Source organism: Myxococcus llanfairpwllgwyngyllgogerychwyrndrobwllllantysiliogogogochensis (assembly GCF_006636215.1).
Taxonomy (GTDB): Bacteria; Myxococcota; Myxococcia; order Myxococcales; family Myxococcaceae; genus Myxococcus; species Myxococcus llanfairpwllgwyngyllgogerychwyrndrobwllllantysiliogogogochensis.
The window spans coordinates 1-22,322 of the sequence record NZ_VIFM01000194.1 but is presented as its reverse complement, the minus strand read 5'-3'; the positions used below and the strand labels follow the sequence as shown (position 1 = coordinate 22,322).

Here is a 22,322-nt window from a genome sequence, read left to right as displayed (position 1 = left end):
CGTCGCGAGGGGGCGTATCCGTAAGGCCGGCACGCGAACGAGAGAGAAGGTACGGCGGTGAAGACAGTGCTGGAGAAGCTCGCCGGTGACACGGGGGCGCCCGATGCGGCGCCGGGTGCGGGGGACCTGGCTCGGATGGTCGCGGTGGTGCGCGCGCTGCTGGACTCGCGCCGACCCTGCCTGCCCGAGGCCTGTGAGGAAGTGACGGCGCTGGAGGGCGCGCTGCGGCTGCTCACCGAGCACCTCCACCGCGCGCGTCCAGAGGGCGCGCATGCGCTGTCGCCGCTCCAGGAGGCCGCGCGGTGGGCGGTGCCCCACGAGTTCGCGGTGCCGGAGTCGCACCGCGCCGCCCGCCTGGGCAAGGTGGTGACGGCCACCAAGCGCGCCTTCATCGAGGGACTGCAGCCCTTCCACGTCGAGTCGCTCCGCCCTCAAGCGGACTTCAACAAGGCCGTGGTGCGGGTGCTGGAGTACCTGACGGTGCACCGCGCCCTGGGGCTCGGCGAGGACCTGTCGGCGTGGGCGCGCGCGCAGCTCGAGCCCAAGGCGGACCCGACGCGCTGGAAGGTGCAGCGCTCACACCGTGCCGGCGCGCTAGGCTCTCTGGTGCAGGCCGCCAAGCGCTCCTATCTCTCCGCGGCGGGCTCACTGTTGGAGGGGTTGCTGCGAGGCCAGGCGGAATGGAACGCGGCCATGGTGGAGGCCGTCGTCGCCGCATCCGGGCCCCGGGCTCCGGACGAGGCCATGGGCGCGAAATGGGTGGCGGACCTGTGCGAGCGCAATGACCCGCTGCGGCCGGAGGCGATGTCCCGGACGCTGCGCGCCGGAGCGCCCCTGTGGACCGAGCTGTTTCGCCGCCAGACGCGCTTCAACGAGCAGGCGGTGCTGGCGCTGGCAGGGGTGTTGGGGACGCGCACGCCTCCTCCCCGGCCACCGGAACTCGGAGACTACGAGGGCTGGTGTGCTCGCCGGGAGCCGGCGGATATCGGCGCGGCGCGCGAGGCCCTCTCGTCACTGACGGCGCGGCCTCGGGTGTCGCTCATCACGCCCGTATCCGACACGCCCGAGTCCGTCTTCCGCGAGTGCGCGGACTCCGTGCGGGCGCAGGTGTATCCCGACTGGGAATGGGTGCTGGTGGATGACGCCAGCACGGCCCCTCATGTCGCGGCGATGTTGCGCGAGGCGGCGGCCCAGGACGCGCGCATCCAGGTCGTCTCGCTGGAGCGCGACGGGAGCCCGGCCCGGGCGACGAACGCGGGACTGGCCGTGGCGACGGGCGAGTGGGTGGGCTTCCTGGACCCCGACGCCACGTTGGCGCCGCACGCGTTGGCGGAGGTGGTGTTGGCCACCTCGGCGGAGCCCTCGCTCGGCGTCGTCTACAGCGACGAGGACGGACTGGACACGGAAGGGCGGCGCACTTCTCCCTTCTTCAAGCCGGACTGGTCTCCCGACCTGCTGCGCTCGGTGAACTACGTCCGCCACTTCCTCGTCGCGCGCAAGAGTCTGCTGGAGGCGGTGGGGGGCGTGCGCGAGGGGTTCGACGACTCGTGGGACTTCGACCTGATGCTGCGGTTGAGCGAGGCCACGAGCGGCATCGGCCACGTGGCGAAGGTGCTCTACCACGGTCGCTCCCGGCCGCTGTCCTCCTCCGGCGAAGCGGTGGGGCTGGCCCAGGTGACGGACGCGGGGGAGCGGGCGCTGCGGGAGCACCTGGAGCGCCGCTCGGAGTCGGCCGAGGTGACGAGCCCCGCGCCCGCCCAGTACCGGGTGCGCTACCCGGTGAGGGGCACGCCGAAGGTCTCCATCATCGTCCCGTTCAAGGACCGGCCGGACCTGCTGGAGCTGCTGGTGCCGGGGCTGCTCTCGCGCACCACGTATCCCCACTTCGAGGTGCTGCTGGTCTCCAACAACAGCACGAAGCCGGAGACCTTCGCGTTGCTGGAGCGGCTCACGGACCCCCGGCTGGTGAAGCTGACGTGGGACTTCCCCTTCAACTACCCCGCCATCAACAACTGGGCGGCGAAACAGGCCACCGGCGAGCTGCTCCTCTTCCTCAACAACGACATGGAGGTGGTGGACCCCGGCTGGCTGGAGGAACTGGTGTCGCAGGCCCAGCGGCCGGAGGTGGGCGCGGTGGGGTGCAAGCTGCTCTTCCCCGAGGGGACGGTGCAGCACGCGGGGGCGGTGGTGGGCATCACCGGCATGGCGGGGCATCCCTTCTGGCGCCTGCCGGACGGGCCCATCTCCACGCCCTTTGGCCACACCGACTGGACGCGCAACTGGCTGTCCGTCACCAGCGCCTGCGTCATCTTCCGGCGAGACGTCTTCGAGGGACTGGGGGGCTTCGACGAGCGCTTCCAGGTGTGCGGCAGCGACGTGGACATCGGCCTGCGGCTGAACCAGCGCGGGCTCCGGGTGGTGTACACGCCGCACGCGCGGCTCATCCACCACGAGTCCGCCAGTCGTCGCGCGGATGCCGTCCCGGAATCCGACTACTGGCGCTCCTATGTCTCCTATCGCCCCTGGCTGGGCGAGAAGGGCGACCCCTTCTACAACCCCAACCTCTCGCTGCTCGGCACCGACTGCACGCTGCGCCAGCACGCGGAGACGGGTGAAACGCTGGCCCTGCGCACGCTGACCCATGACGTGCCCAGCGCCCAGGACGCGGCGATGGAGGCGCGGGCCCTCGCGCAGCGCCACCTCGTGGAGCACCTGGGGGAGCTGGACTTCACGCCGGAGCAGGCGGAGGAGTCGCGCGCGACGGCCCCGGCGGCGCTGGCCGCACTGCGCTCACGCGGCAAGGTGCGCACGGCGTCCTGGTTCATCCCCGCCTTCGGCCACGTCTACGCGGGCATCCACACGTTGTTCCGCTTCGCGGAACTGATGCACCGCCGCCACGGTGTGCGCAGCGACTTCATCGTGTACGACAAACCCGGGGCAAGCCCCGGTGACTTCGAGGCGCGCGCGGCCACCGTGTTCCCGGAGGCGGCGGGCGCCTTCCGCGTCCTCTCCGGCGCGGCGGACCTGGACCAGCTCCCCGCGTGCGATATGGCCATCGCGACCTACTGGACGTCCGTTTACCAGGTGCTGCGTCACCCACGCGCGGGTGTGCGCACGTACTTCGTCCAGGACTACGAGCCCATGTTCTTCGCGGCGGGCACCCAGTCCGCGCTGGCGGAGCAGACGTACCAGCTGGGCTTCCAGGGCATCTTCAACACCCCGGGCCTGCGCGACACGGTGCGGGCGCTGCACGGCATGGACGGCTTCGCCTTCGAGCCCGCGGTGGATGGCGCGCTCTTCCATGACCGGCGCCCCGCGCGTCGGGGGCCCGTGCGTGTCTTCTTCTACGGGCGTCCGGGCAACGAGCGAAACGGCTTCGAGCTGGGGCTCGCGGCGCTGACACGACTCAAGCGCGAGCTGGGCCCGGCGGTTGAGATTGTTACAGCTGGAGCTGAGTGGCACCCGGAGTCGTATGGCGTTCGTGGCCTGGTGACAAATCTGGGCGTGCTCCCCGCGGAGCGTACGGCGGCGCTCTACCGAGAGTGTGACGTGGGCCTGTGCTTCATGTTCACCCGGCACCCGTCCTACCTGCCGCTGGAGATGATGGCGTGCGGGATGACGGTGGTGACGAACGACAACCGCGCCAACCACTGGCTGCTGGAGGACGGGAGCAATTGCCTGCTGGCCGCTCCGACGCCGGGCTCGGTGCTGGCGCGCCTGCGGACGGCGGTGACGGACGGGGACCTGCGCGTCCGGCTTGGGAGCCGCGCCGCCGAGCGCGTACGGCGCACGACGTGGGAGCAGCAGGTGGACCGGATGATGGAGCATCTGCTGGGGCTGGAAGTCGGCCCGGCCCGCTCGGCCGCCGAGTGAAAGAGGTCACTCTGGGCCCGCCTGGCTGGTGAGAGGCCGGGCGGATAGCCGAGAATGAAGAAAACTCCAATGCGTCCGGGGTCCTCCCCGGTCGCTTTTACCCTTCACTTTCAGCGCGTCTCTTGCCTGACTGCCGCCAGGCATGGGAATGGTTGCGCTGCTGCGGGAACTCCGCTGGCAACCCTCCTTCGGTTCATGCAGGCGGCGTAACTCCACATCGGCACATGTACAAAGACATCAAGAGCGAGGGCCCGAATGGGGACGTGGCCCAGATGCGCGACAGTCTCCATTTCTGGAAGACGACCAACGGCCACTCCTATCGGGAACTGGTGAGGGTCCGCGAAGGGCAGGGGCACCTCGCGTACGGCCAGCAGGAACGTGTGCTGACCGCGCTCATCCGCTCCGAACAGCGCCGGTTGGACCGCGCACTGTCCGTGTTGGAGTTTGGCTGTGGCTTCGGCCGGCACGCGACCTCCCTCTCCCAGCTCTCCCAGGTGCGCTACCACGGGTACGACATCTCGGAGTCCATGACGGAGCCGCTGCGTCTGGAGCCGCCCGCCTCGCTGCGCCCCGTCGAGGAGCGCATCTTCTGCGGGGACGACCCGCTCATCGCGGTGGGGGGACGGCGGTTCGACCTCGTCTTCTCCGTCTCCACGCTCGTGCACAACCCGAGCGAGCGCATCCCCGCGCTGCTGGAGACCATGGGGCAGATGGTGCTGCCCGGCGGCATGCTGGTGCTGGTGGAGAACCCGCTGATGCCCACCAGCGTGTGGGACCCCTCGTGTCATCCGGGCTCCTGGCACCACGCCTTCGCGGACCTGCTCCCAGAAGGGTGGGATTTGCACCACGGGCCGGGTCTCGTGGACCACCAGGACGTCTATGTCCTCAAGCGCCAGCCGGGCCATGGCCGGCGCTACTTCCAGCTCGTGGGCCCCGAGGCCCCGCGCGATGAGTCCCAGCCGCTGACGTTGGAAGCGCTGCACGCGCGCGCCATGCCCCGGTTGCTGGAGTGGGCGGGCAGGGCCAGCAAGTCCCTGTCGACGCCCGCCGCGAACAGCGAGGCGCGGGTGGCGGAGCTGACCGAGCGCCTGGCGGTGGAGTCCGAGCGCTTCGAGCGCCGCCAGCGGCTTCAGGCGCTGTCGGATGACCTGGCCCGCCTGCGCGCCTCACGTGCGCCGTTTCCGGATGCACCGGCCCCGCACGTGCCGGCGACCTCGTCGGTCCCTGGCTTCATCCTCAACGCCGCGCTGGACACCCGCTGGTCCGCCGACCTGCCCCAGTTCGGGAAGTTGATGCATGTCTTTCATCAGGACTGGCACGGCATCCGCGCCGCCGCCGGATACCTGCCGGGACAGAAGCTGGCCATCGCATCCGACCGCGTGTTGGACGAGCGCGAGCTGCGTGCCGCCATCGAACTTGTCGAGCGCAGCGGGTGCAGCCAGATCATCCTCCATGGCTACTCCTCCAACGCCCGCGACCTCGTGGTGCTGCTGCGCCGGGCGCTGGGCTCGTCGGTGCGAATCCTCGCGCTGTGGCATGGCTCGTCGGCGCAGTTCCACTACTCGTTCGAACTCGACTGCTTCGCGCAGCTCATCGACCTGCGGCGCCGGGGCGTCATCAACGCGCTGGCGACCGTCAAGCCGGGGATGCACCTGCTGGCCCCGGAGGTCTTCCCGAAGACGGTGCTCAACCTTCCGCCCACGTTGCCGGAGGCCGAACGCAGCCCAGCGACTCGTCGCCTCACGCGCGCCGCGCTCATCCCGACGCCCAACGACTGGCGGAAGAACTTCTTCACCAACCTCTTCGCCTGCCAGTCGTCCTCTCGTATCGACGACATCTACGTCACGGCGAACTACCGGCTGCCGGACGTCATGAAGAGCACGCGGCGCATCCATCACGTCGCGCGCCCCAGCCGCACCGAGCTGTTCGAGTTGGTCCGCCGCTGCGACATCGTCCTCAATGCCTCCCTGTCGGAGTGCCAGCCCATGACGGGACTGGAGGCGCTCGCGTTGCGCGTTCCGTGTGTGTATGGGGCGCTCAGCCTGGGCGCGCTGGATGCTCACCCCTACCAGCGGCTCGCGCAGATTTCCGGCGTGGACTCCGTGGAGGTCGTGGCCGCGGCCATCGAGCGGATGCTGGCCCTGCGCGAGCGCTCGCCCGAGGAACTCACGCAGATGATGGTGGACTACGAGCGGGCCCTCACGGTCGAAGCGGTCAAGGTCCTGGAGGAGTTCGTTCAGTCATGAGTCAGCGCCGCGTTTGCCTCGTCACGGACGAGATGTATCCCTTCACCGCGGGAGGCATCGGCCGCGTCCTTCACAACCTCGTCGAGGACTCGCTCCGTCGTGAGCTGGACTTGGAGCTTCACCTGCTGTTCCCGGCGCGCACGACGGTGAATCCGCGCGAGGTGGAGCGCCACTTCCTGGGCAAGGTGAAGGCGCACGTCGCTTCGGTCCGCAGCGAGTGGGACACGAGCTTCGACGAGGGGGGTGTCTATCCTCCGCCCGGGGCGTTCACCGACACGGTTTGCCACGCCCAGTCGATGGAGCTGCTGCTCGAGCTGCGCAGGCTGGAGGAGGAAGGAACTCGCTTCGACGTCATCGAGTTCCCGGACTACCGAGGCTGGGCCTTCTGTGCCATCCAGGAGAAGCTGCTCGGCTGTGGCCTGGAGGGCGCGCAGGTGGTGGTGCGACTGCACTCGACGGGCGGGATGCTGGCGCCTTTCGAACGCCAGTTGCTGGGCTGGGAGCACATGGGGCAGTTCGAGCTGGAGCGCAAGGCGCTGCTCGACGCGGACCTTGTCATCGCCCACATCCCTGGCGTCGCCGAGCTCAACTGCTCGTTCTACGGCTTCCCTGACTCGTGGCTGGACAAGGTCGTGCGGGAGTTTCCGCCCGTGGCTCCGAAGGCGGACCCGGTGCCGCCGCGCGGAGAGGGCGAGCCGGACCTGCTCTTCGTCACCAAGATTCAGAACATCAAGCGCACCGATGTGTTCGTCCGGGGCGCGGCCGGGTTCATGCGTCGCTTCCCGGAGTACCGGGGGAAGGCCGTCCTGGCCTGTCATACCGCCAACTCGGCGTATCTCGCCTATGTCCAGGCGCTGATTCCGGAGGACCTGCGCTCGCGCTTCCTGTTCACCGGGCCGAGCAAGGACCGTGACGCCCTGATGCGGCACGGCATCGTCGTCATTTCTTCCGACTACGAGTCGCTCAACCTCACCGCTTACGAGGCCTCCAGCGCGGGCGCCACGCTGGTACTCAATGGTGCGTGTGTCGCATTCGCGCCAGGAAGCCCCTTCATCGATGGGGTGAATTGCTACACGTACGGCGGCTCGGTGGATGGGCTCGTGGAGGCCCTGGAGCGGGCATGGCGTGCCCCGGCCCTGCTGCCGGTGGAGTGGACGGCGGTGCCTCCGTACTGGGAGACCCCCAGGGAGGAGCCCGCCCTGGCCCGGCCAGACCCGGACGCCGACCTTCCTCGTGTCAGCGTGCTCATCACCAACCACAACCTGGGACGCTTCCTCCCGGAGACGTTGGCGAGCATCGCGGACAGCAACTACCCGGAGATTGAAGTCATCATCGTGGATGACGCCTCGACGGGCGCGTTCGACCACGAAGTGCTTGGCCGCATCGAGGAGGCCACCCAATCTGGCTCCAGCGGCGTGAAGCTCATCCGCAATCCCGTCAACAGGGGCCTGCCGGCCTCGCGCAACATCGGCCTGCGCGCGGCGACGGGGGACTACATCCTCCCGCTGGACGCGGACGACTGCATCAGCCCCACCTTCATCCGCCTGGCGGTGGAGGCGCTGGAGCGCCACCGGGAGTTCGACGTGGTGGTGCCGTCCACGGGCTACTTCGACTCCGACGAGGGGCGGGCGCAGCGGCGCTTCATCGACTACGCCCTCTTCATTGGCGACTGTCCATCGCTGGGCATGGTGGCCAATCGGCTGTCCTGTGCCACGTCGCTCATGCGCCGCTCGCTGTTCGAGACCCTTCGCTACAACGAGGAGATGACGAGCTACGAGGATTGGGACCTCTACCTGCGCCTGGCGCATGCGGGGCACCGCTTCCTCGTCACCAACGCGCTCCACTTCCACTACCGGCGGCGCAAGGGGTCGATGATCTCCGGCGTCAATCCGCGCCGGCATCAGGAGCTGCTCTTCCAGCTCCACCAGAACCTCACTCGCCCGCTTCCCTCGGGAGTCCAGCTGGCGGCCTTCCTGCTCCTGGCCACGCCTCCCAACGGGGCCCGCACGGCGCCCGCGGAGCCCACGTCCGTGGCGGCGGGTGGGGAGGTGCCGCTGCGCTATGGCGTGGTGGACACCCTCAACTCCACGCTGAAGCGCCTTCCGATGATGCACCGGCTCCTCAAGCTCGCGGCCAGTGGGCTGACGCCGGAAGGCGCGGAGGCACGCCCCACGCGCTACGCGCTGGTGGACCTGCTCAACCGGACGCTCAAGGCGATGCCGGTGGTCCACCCGACGATGAAGCAGGTGATGAAGACCACCAGCAAGCTGGGCATGGGGCGGCGCTGAGCCACCGCGCGTTGCTCGCGTGAAGGAAGACGTCCTGGTGCCTGCCTCGTGAGTCGGGCACCACGGCGGGGCCACGGGCTCAGCGGTCGGGTCGTGACTTGCCGCTGAGTCGGTCCGCGAGCTGGTGACGCAGGGGCCGCGAGTCGCCCTCCGCGCCCACCACCCATGAGACGGCACCGCGCAGCGTGTGGTGGACGAAATCCATGCGCTTGAGCGTGCCGTTGAGCCGGTCGACGACCCGGGTGAGCAAGGGCCGGGGAATGGCCGCCGCGGCCTGGGCGAGGAGCCGGGCCTCTTGCTTGCGAGCCTCGCCTCGGAGGATGCGAAGCGCGCGCTCGGGATGAAGCGCGAGTCCGGGATGCTTCTGGTTCAGGTGGGCCAGCAGCCCGTCTCGCTCGGAGACGAGCGAGGTCCGCGTCATCGAGTCCATCCGCACGCGGTAGGAGAACAGGCTCTCGGGGATGACGGAGCCTTCGAGCCCGCGCTCCGCGAGCGAGCAGAAGACGTCCCAGTCCTCGAACCCGGTGAACCACTCGTCGTAGCCGCCGACTTCCTCGATGCGTCGGCGCTCCATCAGCGCGGTACACGTGGAGGCCACGTTGGCCACCCAGAGTGCGTCGCGCTCCATGCCCCACGGCACCCAGCCGCCCGTCACGCGGGTGGCGTCGTCGACGAAGTAGTTCACCAGGGACGTGGCGTAGCCCAGCCCTGGCGTGCCCTCCATCACCGCGACGGTCTTCTCCAGGAACGTCGGGGCGATGAGGTCGTCTGGGTCCAGCGGGAGGATGTAGTGCCCTCGGGCGTGCTTCAGCCCGGTGTTGCGTGCAGCGCTCAGCCCGCCATTGCGCTGGCGGACGATGCGCAGGTCCGGGGCCTGGACCCGCTCGAGCAACTCGATGCTCTCCGCTTCGGTGGACCCGTCGTCCACGAGGACAATCTCGTAGTCGGTGAAGGTCTGCGCGCGAATGGAGCGCAGTGTCTCCGGCAGGTAGTGCCCCATGTTGAAGTAGGGCACCAGCACCGACACGAGCGGGGTGTCCGACCTCGGCGTGCGACGCTTGGGGAGCACGCGGTGGCGCACGTCCGCCACGGACTCCACGGCGGCTTCCACCTGCTTCACGATGCTCGCGGGGGCGCAGTAATTGGCGACACGGGCAGGGGCCTCGCGGCGCACCGTTTCGCGCAGGGCGGGGAGGGTCAGCGCCTTCTCCAGCGTGGCCGCCAGGTGGGCCACATCCCCCGTGCGGAAGAGCAGCCCACTACGCTCGTCCTCGATGAGCTCCGCCATGCCTCCCGCGTTGCTGCCCACGACGAGCGCGCCGGCGGACATGGCTTCCAGGCAGCGGTGGGGAAAGTTCTCCCACAGCGAGGGGAAGCAACACACGGAGGCGTCAGCGAGGGCGACGGCAAGCCCGGGAGTGGAGCGCGCGAGTTCGAACTGGATGCGCTCGTGCCACGCGGGAGCAATCCGGCGCTCCATCGAGGCGCGCATGGAACGCCCGGCCGGCCCCGTCGGAGTGTCCTCACCGATGAGGAGGAGCGTCGCGTTGACGCCTCGCTCGAAGAGCGCCTGCATCGCGTCGACGAGGAGATGGACGCCCTTCCGGTGCTCCAGCGGGCCGAAGTACAGAACCTGTGGTCGGCCTTTCTCCGCGTGTGCGGAGCGCTTCGAGGCGTCGTGAGGGAAGGGATGGGGAACGACGACGCCTCGGGTCTCCAGCTTCAGTCGCGAACGCACCTTGTCGAGCAGGGCGTGCGTGGGAGACAGGACCAGGTCCGCCTCGCGGATGGAGGTGTCCTCCATGTACTCCCACCGGGCCAGGTCCAGGTCCAACGGGGAGATGCCGTTGAGTGCCCGAAGCTCGCGGGTGGGCGTGTGCAGGCGCACGGCGAGCACGGCGGATGCGAAGTGTCCCAGCGTGCGCCGTGCCCTCAGCGCGAAGTAGCCCTCGAAGTCACGCTCGGGGAACTCGATGAAGTCGAAGGCGTGGCGTGCATGCAGCTCGCGCAGGGATGAATAGACATCCATGGCGTGGCGCATCGGAGCGAAGGGGAATGCGCCCGCGAAGGCCGAGTCCATCTCCGAGCGAACGGCGTGCACGTGGACGCCAGGCAACAGCGTGTCGGCGCGTTCGAGGCCCGCATGAGGCGCGGTGAGGACATGCACCTCATGGCCCGCCTCGACAAACGCGCGGCTCATCAGCGACGCATACGTGCCGATGTCGCCCCCGAGGAAGGGAGAGAGCTCTCTAGAGACCAGGCAGATGCGCACGGAGACCTCGACGGGAAGGGCTAGCGCCGACCAGAGCGGCGACGAGAAGGGCCACCCGACGGCCGAGGGGGGCGCTCGGGAGACTCGTTGCTGGCGCCTGGTCGTCGCGGGGCCCGTGACGATGAGTCCGTGCTGTCCGTCTCCCGTGAGGCGCGAGGAGGGGATGCGGCCTCGCTGTCCGTCTTAGGCGGAGACGATTTTGTCTCTGCGCTCTCAGTCTCCCGCGAGGCGTGAGGAGGAGATGCGGCCTTGCCGTCCGCCTTCGGTGCGGACGGCTGCTGCTCCGAGCGCTCCGTCGTCGACGAGGCTTGCGTCACCCCGCCAGCGGCCTCATGGGAGGCGCGGCTCCGTGCCACATCCTCGATGCGCGCGAGTCGCCGCTCCACGTCTTGCCGCCAGGTGGCCTGCGTGCGCGCGTGCTCACGCTGGACGTCATGGATGGTCGCTAGCGCATCGAGGATGGACTCGTTGAACTCCACCTGCTTGCGGAGCGCCTCGTTGATGAATGGCTGGAAGACGAGCCGGAAGGCTTTCTTCGCGAGCACGAGCGCCGGGCCCGACAGGCCACCCCGGTGTGACGTCACCGGACCGGCATAGCGGCTGTCCATCTTCCCGCGTGCCTCCTGGAGCAGCGCGGGCCAGGGCGTGGGAGTGGCGGGACGCGCGGATGCCTCCAGCGTCTGGCGCAGTGACGCGCGCGCTTCGGCGGAGGGCTCCGGCAGCTTCTGGGTCTCCTTCGCCACGGCTTCGGGCGAGGGGATACGGGTCAACAGGTCCTCAGCGCGCACGCGCATCACCTCGAACGGAGTTGAATCCTTCCAACAGCGTCATGACTGTCTCCTCGAGGCGCGATGGCTCCATCATCACCAGCCGGTCACCCAGGTGGCGGCGCGCGAGCTCCACCACCGTCGATGGATGCTCGGCCGTATACGTCCCCAGGGCCCTCGCTCCCACGTGAGGCATGAGCGCCTGAGCCGAGAGAGAATCCACCCCCAGCAAGATGACCGCCTCCGAGGACACGCGCACCGCGGTCTCCAGCGACGACGAGCCGGGCAACGCTCCAGGCCCTCGTCCCACGGGCTGGTCCGGCGTGAAGAACCGCACGGACACGCCCTCCACCTGCTCGGGAGCGACCTCCAGCGAGGCCTCGGCACCACGAGGTCGGAGCGCGAGGACTCTCGCCCCGGGCAGCCTCTCCGCCAGGTGACGCGCCACGCGCGACGCCGCGTCGTCGGGTCGCACGGTGTACCCAGGGCACACCAGCTCCACGGTCGCCGACGCGTGAACCGCCACGGAGGAGGGCGCCTCCGTCACGCTCGACGTCAGCATCGCATCGAAGGCCTCACGCACCTGCTCGGCCACGCGCGCTTGCGAGAGGACCTGGAGCCGTGCTCGCTGCGCTTCGAGCACCTGCGCTCGCAGCCCGGGGCTCCGGTCCAGCACCGCGAGCAGCTCCGCCACCTCCGCCGGGTCATCCGACAGCGTCGCGAGCCCCGCTCCCCCCAGGGTCTCCGGGACAGCCGCCGCGCCATAGGCGACGACGGGCACGTTCCGGTACATCGCCTCCAGCAAGGGCACTCCGAAGCCCTCGTGCCGGCTCATGGAGAGATACGCCGACGCGGTGGCGAAACACGCGGAGAGCTGCTCCGCGCTCACCCGGCCCAGGAAGAGGACACGCTCCGCGCCGAGCACTTCCTTGAGCCCGTGCAGGTACGCGCCATAGGCGCCATCCCGATGCAGATACCCGGCGACGACGAGCCGGCTGCGCGGCTGGTACAGCCGCTGGTACGCGGTGAAGACGCGCAGCACGTCGTCCACCTTCTTGCTGGGCACTGCCCGCCCGACGAAGAGGACGTTGGCGAAACCGTCGCTCAGCTCCGCGAGCAGCGCGGGGTCCGGCTCCGCGTCGAACGCACTCCAGTCGATGGCGAATGGCAGCGTCGACACCGACGCGTAACCCGCCGCCATCAGCTCCTCGGCGCTGAAGCGCGAGTAGGCGAACGCCCGCTCGATATGGGGGCGCAGCTCGAGCAGTTCGTCCCGGGCCGCGTCACACGCGGCGGCCACCTTGCGCTCGAACCCCTCGAACAGCCGGGCAGGCGTCACGTTGTGGTACACGAGCACCTTGCGACCAGGCGCTCGGACGATGAGCGGCACGAGCCGCGACTGGAAGCTGTGATGCACCAGCAGCACGGAGTCCGGGCGGGCGTGCTTCGCGTACTCGCGGACGTGCCGGACCTGGTCCTTGCAGGCGTCATCCCAGTCCTCGGCGTAGATTTCCGAGGCGAAGCCCCAGCTGCGCAAGAGGCCCTGGAGGTAACGCACCTGGTTGCCCACCGCGTCTCCCCACGCGAGCCGTGGCAGGAGTTGATGGACTTCCCGGGGACCCGACGTGGGGGAGCTGCGTCTGGATGCGTTCACGCCCGGCTCCCTTAGCGCCGCGAGGGGGAGCACACAAGCCCGAGGCCCCTGGCGCCTTGACCGTCGACGACCCCTCCGATACGCAGGCACCCTCTCTGAGCACTCGAGGCCCGCGGCACATGAACGTATTGGTGACAGGAGGGTGTGGCTTCATCGGCTCCAACCTCGTGAGGTACCTGCGACGCGAGCGACCCGAGTGGACGGTGGTCAACCTCGACCTGCTCACGTACGCGGGCAACCTGGAGAATCTGTCTGACTTCGAGGGCGACCCCCGCCATGTCTTCGTCCGGGGCGACATCGGCGACCGCGCGCAGATGGAGGAACTGCTCTCCACGCACGCCATCGACGCCGTGCTGCACCTGGCCGCGGAGAGCCATGTGGACCGCTCCATCCTGGGGCCGGAGGTGTTCATCACCACCAACGTGCTGGGCACCCAGCGGTTGCTGGAGGCCTGCCGCGCGCGGGGCGTGAAGCGCTTCCTCATGGTCTCCACCGACGAGGTCTACGGTTCGCTGGGGCCCACGGGCGCCTTCACCGAGTCCTCGCCGCTCCAGCCCTCCAGCCCGTACTCGGCCAGCAAGACGAGCTCGGACCTGGTGGCGCTCGCGTACCACCACACGTTCGGAATGGACGTCGTCGTGACGCGGTGCTCGAACAACTACGGGCGCTACCAGTTCCCGGAGAAGTTGATTCCGCTCATGGTGGTCAACGCGCTGCACGACAAGCCGCTGCCCGTGTATGGCGACGGCGCGAACGTGCGCGACTGGCTGCACGTGGAGGACCACTGCCAGGCGTTGCTGCGCGCGCTGGAGCAGGGCCGCTCGGGCGAGGTGTACAACATCGGCGGCGGGGCGGAGCGGCGCAACATCGACATCGTGAAGGCCATCCTCGGGCTGGTGGGCAAGCCGGAGTCGCTCATCCAGTACGTGAAGGACCGGCCGGGGCATGACCGGCGCTATGCCATCGACCCGTCGAAGATTCGCGCGGAGCTGGGCTGGACGCCCGCGCACACCTTCGAGCAGGGCCTGGCGGAGACGGTGCGCTGGTACGTGGACCACCCCGCGTGGTGGGAGCGGGTGATGAGCGGCGCGTATCGGCAGTACTTCGAGACGCAGTACCGCGGTCGTCTCCAAGGGAGGGCGTGACATGCGCGTGCTCGTCACGGGCTCCAACGGATTGGTGGGAAGCCGCGCCTGTGTGCTGCTGGAGCAGCGGGGACACACGGTGGTGGGCTTCGGCCGAGGTCCCCGGCGCACGGGCGGCGAGTACGGCTACGTGTCGGTGGACCTGACGCGCGAGGCGGAGGTCGCCGCGGCGATGGAAGCCGCCGCGCCCGAAGTGGTCATCCACTGCGCCTCCATGACGGAAGTGGACGCCTGCGAGAAGGACCCGGAGGCGGCCTACGCGGGCAATGTGAATGCGACGGCGGCGGTGGCTCGTGGGGCACGCAAGGCCGGGGCGCACCTGGTGCACGTGTCCACGGACTACGTCTTCGACGGTGACGCGGGCCCCTACGACGAAGCCTCCATCCCCAACCCGCGTGGCGTCTACGCGGTGACGAAGCACATGGGCGAACAGGCGGCTCGGGTGCTCGCGCCCGGCTGCGCCATCGCCCGGACGGCGGTGGTGTATGGCTGGCCTCCGGTGGAGGGGCGGCTCAACTTTGGCGCGTGGCTGGTGATGACCCTGGAGAAGGGACAGCCCGCGCGGCTGTTCGAGGACCAGGTCGTCTCGCCCAGCCTGGCGGACAACGTGGCGGCGATGCTGGTGGAGCTGGGCGAGCGCAAGCTCGGTGGCGTGTGGAATACCTGTGGCGGCACCGTCGTGGACCGCGTGGCCTACGGGCGGGCGCTGTGCGAGGTGTTCGGGTTCGACGCGAAGCTCATCGTCCCCACGCGCATGGCGGAGCTGAAGCTGCCCAGTCCCCGTCCGCTGAAGGGCGGGCTCAAGACGGACAAGGTCCGTGGCGAGCTGGCGGCGAAACCGCTGGAACTGGCCGAATCGCTGGCGCGCTTCCACGCGACGTGGAAGGCCGCGCGCGGGCACTGACTTCGAGAGGTGGACATGAAGGGCATCATCCTCGCCGGCGGCTCGGGCACGCGGCTGTACCCACTGACCCGGGTGGTCAGCAAGCAGCTGTTGCCGGTGCACGACAAGCCGATGATCTACTACCCGCTCAGCACGCTGATGCTGGCGGGCATCCGCGACGTGCTCATCATCTCCACGCCGCAGGACCTGCCGCGCTTCCGGGAGCTGCTGTCGGACGGCGCGCAGTGGGGGATGCGCTTCGAGTACGCGGAGCAGCCCCGCCCGGAGGGCCTGGCGCAGGCGTTCGTCATCGGCCGTGACTTCGTGGGCAAGGACCCCGTGTCACTCATCCTGGGCGACAACATCTTCTACGGGCACGGGCTGAGCAGCCTGGTGCGCGGAGCGGCGCGGCGGGCGGCAGGCGCCACCGTGTTCGGCTATTACGTGAAGGACCCGGAGCGCTACGGCGTGGTGGAGCTGGACGCGAGCAACCGCGCGGTGAGCCTGGAAGAGAAGCCCCTCAAGCCGAAGTCGAACTACGCCGTCACCGGGCTGTACTTCTACGACAACCAGGTGCTCGACATCGCCGCCGCGCTCAAACCGAGCAAGCGGGGCGAGCTGGAGATCACCGACGTGAACGCGGAGTACCTGCGTCGCGGTCAGCTGAACGTGGAGCTGATGGGGCGCGGGTACGCGTGGCTGGACACGGGGACGCACAGCTCGCTGATGGAGGCGTCCAACTTCATCGAGATCATCGAGCGGCGCCAGGGCCTCAAGGTGTCGTGCCCGGAGGAGATTGCGTACCGGATGGGCTACATCGACGCGAAGCAATTGGTGACGCTGGCGGAGCCGATGCTCAAGAACGAGTACGGGCAATATCTGATGTCCGTCGCGGAGAACCGGGGCGCGGTGTCATGAAGGTGACGCCGCTGGAGATTCCGGAGCTGTTGCTGGTGGAGCCGAAGGTCTTCGGTGACGACCGGGGCTTCTTCATGGAGCTGTTCCACGAGAAGCGCTACGCGGACGTCGGCATCCCCGGGCCCTTCGTCCAGGACAACTACTCTCGCTCTGCGCGGGGCACGCTGCGTGGGCTGCACTTCCAGGAGCCGCGAGGGCAGGGGAAGCTGGTGCAGGTGTTCGCGGGCAGCGTGTACGACGTCGCCGTCGACGTCCGGCGCGGCTCGCCGACGTTCGGCCAGTGGGTGGCGGTGGAGCTGTCCGCGGAGAACCGGCGCCAGCTCTGGATTCCGCCGGGCTTCGCCCACGGCTTCTGCGTGACGAGCGCCACCGCCGACTTCCATTACAAGTGCACCACGCTCTACGCGCCGGAGACGGAGCGCTGCATCGCCTGGAACGACCCGGACCTCGCCATCCCCTGGCCGGTGCCCGAGCCGTTGCTGTCACCCAAGGATTTGCGCGCGCCCCGACTCAAGGACGCGCCGGTGCTGCCCTCGCTGTAGCCCGGGGCGAGGGCAGCTCGGGGGGCTCCCTCAGTAGGCGCCACCCGCGCGCAGGTTGATGCCGAACTCGAGGTACGCCTTGAGACACGTCATCATGTGCATCCAGCCGCCACAGTTGTCGTAGGACGCGTCGACTCCCCGGGCGTCCTCCTTCCATCCTGACTCGCGGATCTGCACCAACGTGCTCCGCTCATCGATGGGCTTGAAGAGCATCTCCACGCGGGTGTTGTAGCCACCGCCCGCCGCTTCCCACTCGAAGGCGATGCGCTCGTCCCTGGCCACCGTGCGGACGATGACGTCGTTCTCGCCGGGGGCCTCCGCGAACCGCCACTTCACCGTCGTGCCTTCCACCAGGGGCGCGCTGGCCGCCTGCACGAAGTACCCGCTCAACTTCTTGGGGTTGACGACACCGTCGAAGACCTCGGCCACCGGCTTCTGGATCTTCAACTGCACCTGGAACTTCGGCTCCATGAGGATTCTCCCGTTGGGGTTCCACTTCAATACATGTTATATTTCTATAACATGTCGAGCGAAGCCAGGGACGACCAAATTTTCAAGGCGCTGGCGGACGCGCGGCGGCGGGCGATGTTGGACCTGTTGAAGGCCGCGCCCCGGACCACGGGCGACCTGTGTGAGCACTTCGCGGCGTCCCTGGACCGGTGCACGGTGATGCAGCACCTTGGAGTGCTCGAGCGGGCGGGCCTGGTCATCGCCGTGCGGGAGGGCCGCACGCGGTGGAACTACCTCAACGCCGCGCCCTTCAAGGAGATCCACGACCGGTGGATCTCCCCCTATGCGATGGAGGCAGTGAGCCTGCTGGCGAGGATGAAGCGGGACATGGAAGAGGACTGAGGCCCCGTCGGAGAAACGTGGCGGGGCGTCCGGCCGCTCCCTGGCGCCTACAGGCTCTTCAGGAACTCCACCAGCTCCGCGCGCTGCGCCGCATCCGGGACGTAGACGGCGTGGGGTGCCTTGTCTCCCCGTGCCGGGTCCAGCAGCGACGCCAGCCCCACCACGGAGCTGTCATGGAGGAAGCGGTCCTTGCGCCCCAGGTCGAGCAGGAGCGGCATGGCGGAGCCCCGCGGCTCTCCTCGCCGGCTGGCCTCCACCACCACCGTCTTGTCGTCGAAGATGCTGGCCGGGTCGTCCTGGATGGGCGCGAAGGCGATGGGGCGCACGCCCGCTTCCTCCGGACGCTGGGCTATCACCGTCGGGTTGTAGCCCGGGAAGATGCTCTTCATCGGCACGATGAAGGACGGGACGCGCTTGCCCTGGTCCACGTTGTGGCAGTTGGTGCAGCGCGCGGTGAACTGCTCCTTGCCTCGCGCGGCCAGGGTGGCGTCAAAGGTCCCCGGCGCGGGCGCGGCGAGGCTGTCGGTGTACGCATTCAAGTCCCGCAGCGCGTCCTCGTTCACGCGCAGGCCCACGGGCGCCTCTTCCGTTCCCGCCTTGTCGGAGACCTGGGTCGCGGTGATGTACGGGAAGCCCTCGCCCACCACGCCTCCCTTCCCCTTGACCTGGGTGTCCTTGAGGATGGTGAGGTAGTCGTCCGCCAGCTCGTTGCCCGCGGCCACGCCGCCCAGGGCCCGGAGGAACGCGCGGCCATCCGGCGTCACCAGGCTCGTCGGGTCCAGCAGCGCGGTGTAGACGAGGTTGTTGAAGTTCTCGAGCCGAGCGATGTCGCCGGGAGTCCCCCACGGCGCCGCCAGGTCCGTCCGGAAGAAGGCCGCGATGTGCTGCTGCGCTCCCGTGCCGTCCGGGGCATCGTCGAACGTGCCCAGCGGATAGAAGGCCGGGTTGCCGACGAGCGCGTCGACCTGCGCCTCCGTGGACGTCTCCGTGAGCCCCTGGTCCGACGGCGCCCGGCCAATGGACTTGTTCCCATTGGCGGCGAGCTTCACCTGGAGCAGCGGGTAGAGCGCGCGCGTGTTGGCGGCGATCGCGAAGATGCCACCGACGTTGAGGTTGTGCGGGGTGGGCCCGTCCACCTGTTTGCCGATGGAGCCACCTCCCAGGTTGTTCGGAGACTTCACCACCGAGCCGTCGGTGATGGCATGGCACAGCGCGCAGCTCACGCCGACCTTGTCGCCGCTGGCGACATCCCGCTTGCCGTCGCCATTGGTGTCCTTGACCACGACACCAATCACCGCGTTGGCGTTGATGAGCAGCAGGGTGGTGGCCGGGTCATTGAGCAAGGGGCCGCTGGTGCCTTGGCTGGCCAGCTCATTCGCCACGGCGGTCTTCGTGGCCGCGTCGAGCGCATCCACGTTGACGCTCAGGCCCGCTTGAAGCGCCTGCACGGGGGTGAGCTTCGCGGCCACGATGCCCGTGGGCAGCCGCGCCGCGTCCGTCCAGAAGCCCTCGTTGCCGAAGGTCTCGAAGCGGAACACCTGCTCGCCCCGCGTCTTGTCTCCTCCCGTCAGCCGGGGGAGGTCGGGCCCCTGGTCCACCGGGCCGTCCTTCGTCTGGTTCTGATTGACCGGGTCGCCGTTGTCCTTGTTGCTTTTCGAGCAGGCCACCTGCGATGTGGCCATGGCCGCGGCGAGGAATACCCAGCCGACATGCCCGTGAGTCTTGTTCATCCCATCCCCCAATGCTGACGCGCTTCAAGGCGCGCTGCTATTGAGGCAAGCCGCGCATGCGAGGCACGTGCATTTCGCGCACGCCCTCGGGCCCGTCGCGCCGGCAACACCCGCGCTGATCTCCGGTGCTCAGTTCGGCCCCGGAGTCGGACCCACCCTTTCGCCGGACGACGCTTCCTCGGCGCGGTCAGGTCTCGACGCCGGTGACGCTCGTGCGGGCGACGTCGCATTCCTCGCAGCCGGCGTCCGGAGGACAGAGGAAGGTGAGCGGCGCCGAGGCAAGGTGGGCCACAGCGAGGTCCACGAGCGAGCGCGCGTCGAACAGCCGTGCGTCGGCGTTTCCGACGTTCCCCTCGCGCTGGAGGCCCCGGGCCCGAAGCCAGTCGTCGGCGAGCCGGAAGTTCCGACAGCAGTGGTCCGTCTCGGCGATCATCACCGTGCGCGCCACGCCATCGACCTCGACGACACAGGGATGGGAGACGGAGTAGGGCACCTTCGCGAGGGACTCCGCCAGATGCAGCGTCGTGTTCTCCCCCTGCGTCACCCCGAGAAGGAGGAGCTGTCCGTCCAGGTCGTGAACCCGGCCCACCGGGCTGTCGGGGCCGTGCGGAGGGGAGAGCGGTTGCGGCCGACAGATGACCGCCGCATGCGGGCCCTCGGCGGCGAACGAGCCTCCCGGATGCGTGCTTCGTGAGACTCCGGGCTGTCGCCAGAACAGCTCCGCGGTGATGCCCATGTCCGTCGTCGGCGTGGACGCGGGGTCGAACACCGTCTCGCCATCGGTCATCGTGGGCATGACCAGGGTGCCGTCACGCCCGAGCGCCGCGCGCAGGGCGCCAATCAACCCAAGAGGGCCTCCCTCGACGGGCCGCACCGCCTTGAAGGACGTGTGGACCAGGAGCACGCCTCCCTCGCGGACGCCCAGGGACCGGAGCTGTTCCACCATTTCCCGCTGGCTGACCTCGCGCATGGCGCCGGGAGTCTACCGGGCCTCGCGCCACACCGCTTCACGGCCCGGTGACGAGGGAGCGTCCGAGCCCTCCCGCGTTTCCCGTGCGCTCCCGGGGGCCCACGGTTAACGCTGGGACGCCGGGGGTGGTGCCGCCCGGGACGGGACGGGCCCGTCCTCCGTTCCGCGTGCATGCCCTGGGGTCCCTCGATGATTCCCTTCTCCGTTCTCGACCTCTCCCCCATCCGCCAGGGCAGTGACGCCGGTGACGCCCTGCGCTGCACGCTGGACCTGGCCCGCCATGTGGAACGCTGGGGCTATCAGCGCTTCTGGCTGGCCGAGCACCACAACATGACGGGCATCGCCAGCGCGGCCACCGCCGTCGTCATCGGCCATGTCGCGCAGGGCACCTCCACCATCCGCGTGGGCGCGGGCGGCATCATGCTCCCCAACCACTCGCCGCTCGTCATCGCCGAGCAGTTCGGCACGCTGGAGACGCTGTATCCCGGTCGCATCGACCTGGGCCTGGGCCGCGCTCCCGGAACGGACCAGCGCACCGCCTCCGCCCTGCGGCGCAGCCGCGTGGACTCCTCCGACGCGTTTCCCCAGGACGTCGCCGAACTGCAGGCCTACTTCCAGGAGCCGGAGCCCCATCAGGCCGTGCGCGCCGTGCCGGGCATGGGCCTCAAGGTGCCGCTGTGGCTGTTGGGCTCCAGCCTCTTCAGCGCGCAGCTCGCCGCCGCCATGGGCCTGCCCTTCGCGTTCGCCTCGCACTTCGCGCCGCAGCAGATGATGACCGCCCTGCGCCTGTATCGCAGCCAGTTCCGCCCGTCCGAGGTCCTCCAGAAGCCCTACGCCATGCTCGGCATCAACGTCTTCGCCGCCGACACCGAGGCCCAGGCCCAGCGCCTCTTCACGTCGCTGCTGCAAGCCTTCGTCAACCTGCGGCGCGGCCGGCCGGGACTGCTTCCAGCCCCCGTGGAGACGATGGACGGGCGCATCACCGAGTATGAGCTGGCGGAGGTCGAGTCCATGCTCGCGTGCTCCATCGTCGGCGACCCCGAGCAGGTGGGAGAGGGACTGCGCTCCTTCATCGCCGAAACCCAGCCCGACGAACTCATGGTCACCGCGCAGATCTTCGACCACACCGCGCGACTGCGCTCCTACGAGCTGCTCTCCCAGGTCCACGCCCGGCTGTCCGACGACGCGAGACCCGCGCCCACCACGGGCGGGTGAGGCGCCTTGGCGTTCGGGGGCGCCTTGAGACAGCGGGCATATGTGACAGCAGATTTCGGACGTGGGAGGGACTTCATCGGAAGTCAGGGCTTATGCATGATGCGGGAGTTCCATCTCTGGCTCAGGAGTCCCCCATGAACGCCCCCCGAATCCTCGCCGCGCTGACCGCCTGCTTCTCCCTGTCCCTCCTGGCTTGCGGAGGAGGAGAGCCGACGGCGGACGCCCCCGAGACGCAGGCCCCCGTGAGCAGCGTGGAGCAGGGCATCGGCTACCCGCCGTCCTGCGCGAGCGGCGACACGCTCATCTACTGGGTGGAGAACGTGCAGGCCTGCGTCCTGAAGTGCGGGTCGACGCGTCTCCCTGGTCAGCCGGCGACGCAGTACGCGGCCTGTCAGTCGAACATCTCGGGGACGAGGACGCTCATCAACGTGCGTCACTGCATCCCCGGCTGTAGCCTTGAGTAGTCGTTGCCCCGCGCGCTGACCTGGCGCTCCCCGGTCCGCTCCGATGCGTGGCTCCCTCGCGGGCCACGCCTTTGCGTGAGCGGACTTGGGTGGGACGCCTTCCGCTACTCGGAGACGTCCGGTGGCAGCATCTGGCGGCACCGCGCCATGCCACGCTGTGCATCGGCGAGCCGCGGATAGTCCCGTGACACGGCCCCGTAGAGCTTGATGGCCTCCTCGCAGTTGCCCTGTTCCTCGCGCGCGCGGGCCCGTGACAGCCGCTTCGTCACGTCTTCAATCTTGCCTCCCAGCTCCGCGAGCTTCGGCTCGACGGAGTCCAGGCCCATGCTCTTGGCCAGCGCGAACTTCTCCGAGGCCTTGGCCAGCTCCCCGTTCGTGAAGTCGTCGCCGATATCGATGAGTCGATCCAGCGCGCGCTCCTTCTGACGCTCCAGGGCCGAATCGCCCGCTCCCGCCGCGACACCCTCGGTGGGGGGCGGGGCATGCTCCGCGCTGGGCTCGTG

The 22,322-nt window shown here is 69.1% G+C and carries 16 protein-coding genes and 1 pseudogene; 10 read left to right on the top strand and 7 right to left on the bottom strand.

Annotated elements, in window-relative coordinates; translation table 11 throughout:
- Positions 1-57: 57 nt before the first annotated feature.
- From FJV41_RS34750 to FJV41_RS34740, 3 genes are all read left to right on the top strand, one after another.
- A complete protein-coding gene (locus FJV41_RS34750; RefSeq protein WP_281291536.1) occupies positions 58-3,873 on the top strand; it encodes a rhamnosyltransferase WsaF family glycosyltransferase in 3,816 nt (1,271 codons plus the stop codon).
- Positions 3,874-4,145: 272 nt separating this feature from the next.
- Entirely contained in the window at positions 4,146-6,119 is a 1,974-nt protein-coding gene (locus FJV41_RS34745; RefSeq protein WP_220137924.1) for a methyltransferase domain-containing protein, read from the top strand.
- Entirely contained in the window at positions 6,116-8,407 is a 2,292-nt protein-coding gene (locus FJV41_RS34740) for a glycosyltransferase (protein WP_141646889.1), read from the top strand. Before FJV41_RS34745 ends, FJV41_RS34740 begins: the two co-directional genes overlap by 4 nt.
- 79 nt (positions 8,408-8,486) lie before the next feature.
- On the opposite strand, the gene FJV41_RS34735 is transcribed toward FJV41_RS34740, so the two are convergent.
- Genes FJV41_RS34735 through FJV41_RS34725 form a run of 3 tightly spaced genes read right to left on the bottom strand, consistent with a single transcriptional unit; the run spans position 8,487 to position 13,100 of the window.
- The gene (locus FJV41_RS34735) at positions 8,487-10,679 is read right to left on the bottom strand and encodes a glycosyltransferase (RefSeq protein ID WP_246137606.1); all 2,193 of its coding nucleotides are present in this window, start codon (positions 10,677-10,679) and stop codon (positions 8,487-8,489) included.
- 20 nt (positions 10,680-10,699) lie between these two features.
- Positions 10,700-11,467 (bottom strand): hypothetical protein, encoded by a 768-nt coding sequence (locus FJV41_RS54070; protein ID WP_246137605.1) that lies wholly within the window; start codon positions 11,465-11,467, stop codon positions 10,700-10,702.
- Positions 11,457-13,100 carry a glycosyltransferase gene (locus FJV41_RS34725; protein WP_246137604.1) on the bottom strand — a complete coding sequence of 548 codons (1,644 nt, stop codon included), beginning with the start codon at positions 13,098-13,100 and terminating at the stop codon, positions 11,457-11,459. The genes FJV41_RS54070 and FJV41_RS34725 overlap by 11 nt, the downstream gene beginning before the upstream one ends.
- A gap of 119 nt (positions 13,101-13,219) precedes the next feature.
- Here FJV41_RS34725 and rfbB point away from each other — a divergent pair, with 119 nt between their 5' ends.
- From rfbB to rfbC, 4 genes are read left to right on the top strand one after another with little or no spacing between them, the layout of a single operon-like run.
- Entirely contained in the window at positions 13,220-14,245 is a 1,026-nt protein-coding gene (gene rfbB / locus FJV41_RS34720) for a dTDP-glucose 4,6-dehydratase (protein WP_141646888.1), read from the top strand.
- Position 14,246: 1 nt separating this feature from the next.
- Positions 14,247-15,149: an SDR family oxidoreductase gene (locus FJV41_RS34715; protein ID WP_141646887.1), complete on the top strand. Its 903-nt coding sequence runs from the start codon at positions 14,247-14,249 to the stop codon at positions 15,147-15,149.
- 15 nt (positions 15,150-15,164) lie between these two features.
- Positions 15,165-16,046, top strand: coding sequence for a glucose-1-phosphate thymidylyltransferase RfbA (gene rfbA, locus FJV41_RS34710; RefSeq protein WP_141646886.1), 882 nt, complete (start codon positions 15,165-15,167; stop codon positions 16,044-16,046).
- Entirely contained in the window at positions 16,043-16,588 is a 546-nt protein-coding gene (gene rfbC / locus FJV41_RS34705) for a dTDP-4-dehydrorhamnose 3,5-epimerase (RefSeq protein ID WP_141646885.1), read from the top strand. Before rfbA ends, rfbC begins: the two co-directional genes overlap by 4 nt.
- A gap of 30 nt (positions 16,589-16,618) precedes the next feature.
- Here rfbC and FJV41_RS34700 read toward each other — a convergent pair whose 3' ends face one another.
- Positions 16,619-17,059, bottom strand: a complete 441-nt coding sequence (locus FJV41_RS34700) for an SRPBCC domain-containing protein (RefSeq protein ID WP_141646884.1) — start codon at positions 17,057-17,059, stop codon at positions 16,619-16,621.
- A 51-nt stretch (positions 17,060-17,110) separates the two neighbouring features.
- Here FJV41_RS34700 and FJV41_RS34695 point away from each other — a divergent pair, with 51 nt between their 5' ends.
- Complete coding sequence (locus tag FJV41_RS34695) at positions 17,111-17,440, top strand: ArsR/SmtB family transcription factor (RefSeq protein WP_141646883.1); 330 nt, start codon at positions 17,111-17,113, stop codon at positions 17,438-17,440.
- Between the two features lie 47 nt (positions 17,441-17,487).
- Here FJV41_RS34695 and FJV41_RS34690 read toward each other — a convergent pair whose 3' ends face one another.
- Complete coding sequence (locus FJV41_RS34690) at positions 17,488-19,170, bottom strand: hypothetical protein (protein ID WP_246137603.1); 1,683 nt, start codon at positions 19,168-19,170, stop codon at positions 17,488-17,490.
- A 187-nt stretch (positions 19,171-19,357) separates the two neighbouring features.
- Complete coding sequence (locus tag FJV41_RS34685; RefSeq protein WP_141646882.1) at positions 19,358-20,140, bottom strand: AAC(3) family N-acetyltransferase; 783 nt, start codon at positions 20,138-20,140, stop codon at positions 19,358-19,360.
- Positions 20,141-20,329: 189 nt separating this feature from the next.
- Between FJV41_RS34685 and FJV41_RS34680 the strand changes: the two genes are divergently transcribed.
- Complete coding sequence (locus tag FJV41_RS34680; protein ID WP_141646891.1) at positions 20,330-21,355, top strand: LLM class flavin-dependent oxidoreductase; 1,026 nt, start codon at positions 20,330-20,332, stop codon at positions 21,353-21,355.
- A 134-nt stretch (positions 21,356-21,489) separates the two neighbouring features.
- Positions 21,490-21,819 carry a hypothetical protein gene (locus FJV41_RS34675; RefSeq protein WP_141646881.1) on the top strand — a complete coding sequence of 110 codons (330 nt, stop codon included), beginning with the start codon at positions 21,490-21,492 and terminating at the stop codon, positions 21,817-21,819.
- Positions 21,820-21,923: 104 nt separating this feature from the next.
- On the opposite strand, the pseudogene FJV41_RS34670 reads toward FJV41_RS34675, so the two are convergent.
- A pseudogene (locus FJV41_RS34670) lies at positions 21,924-22,322 on the bottom strand (serine/threonine protein kinase); the annotation flags it as partial.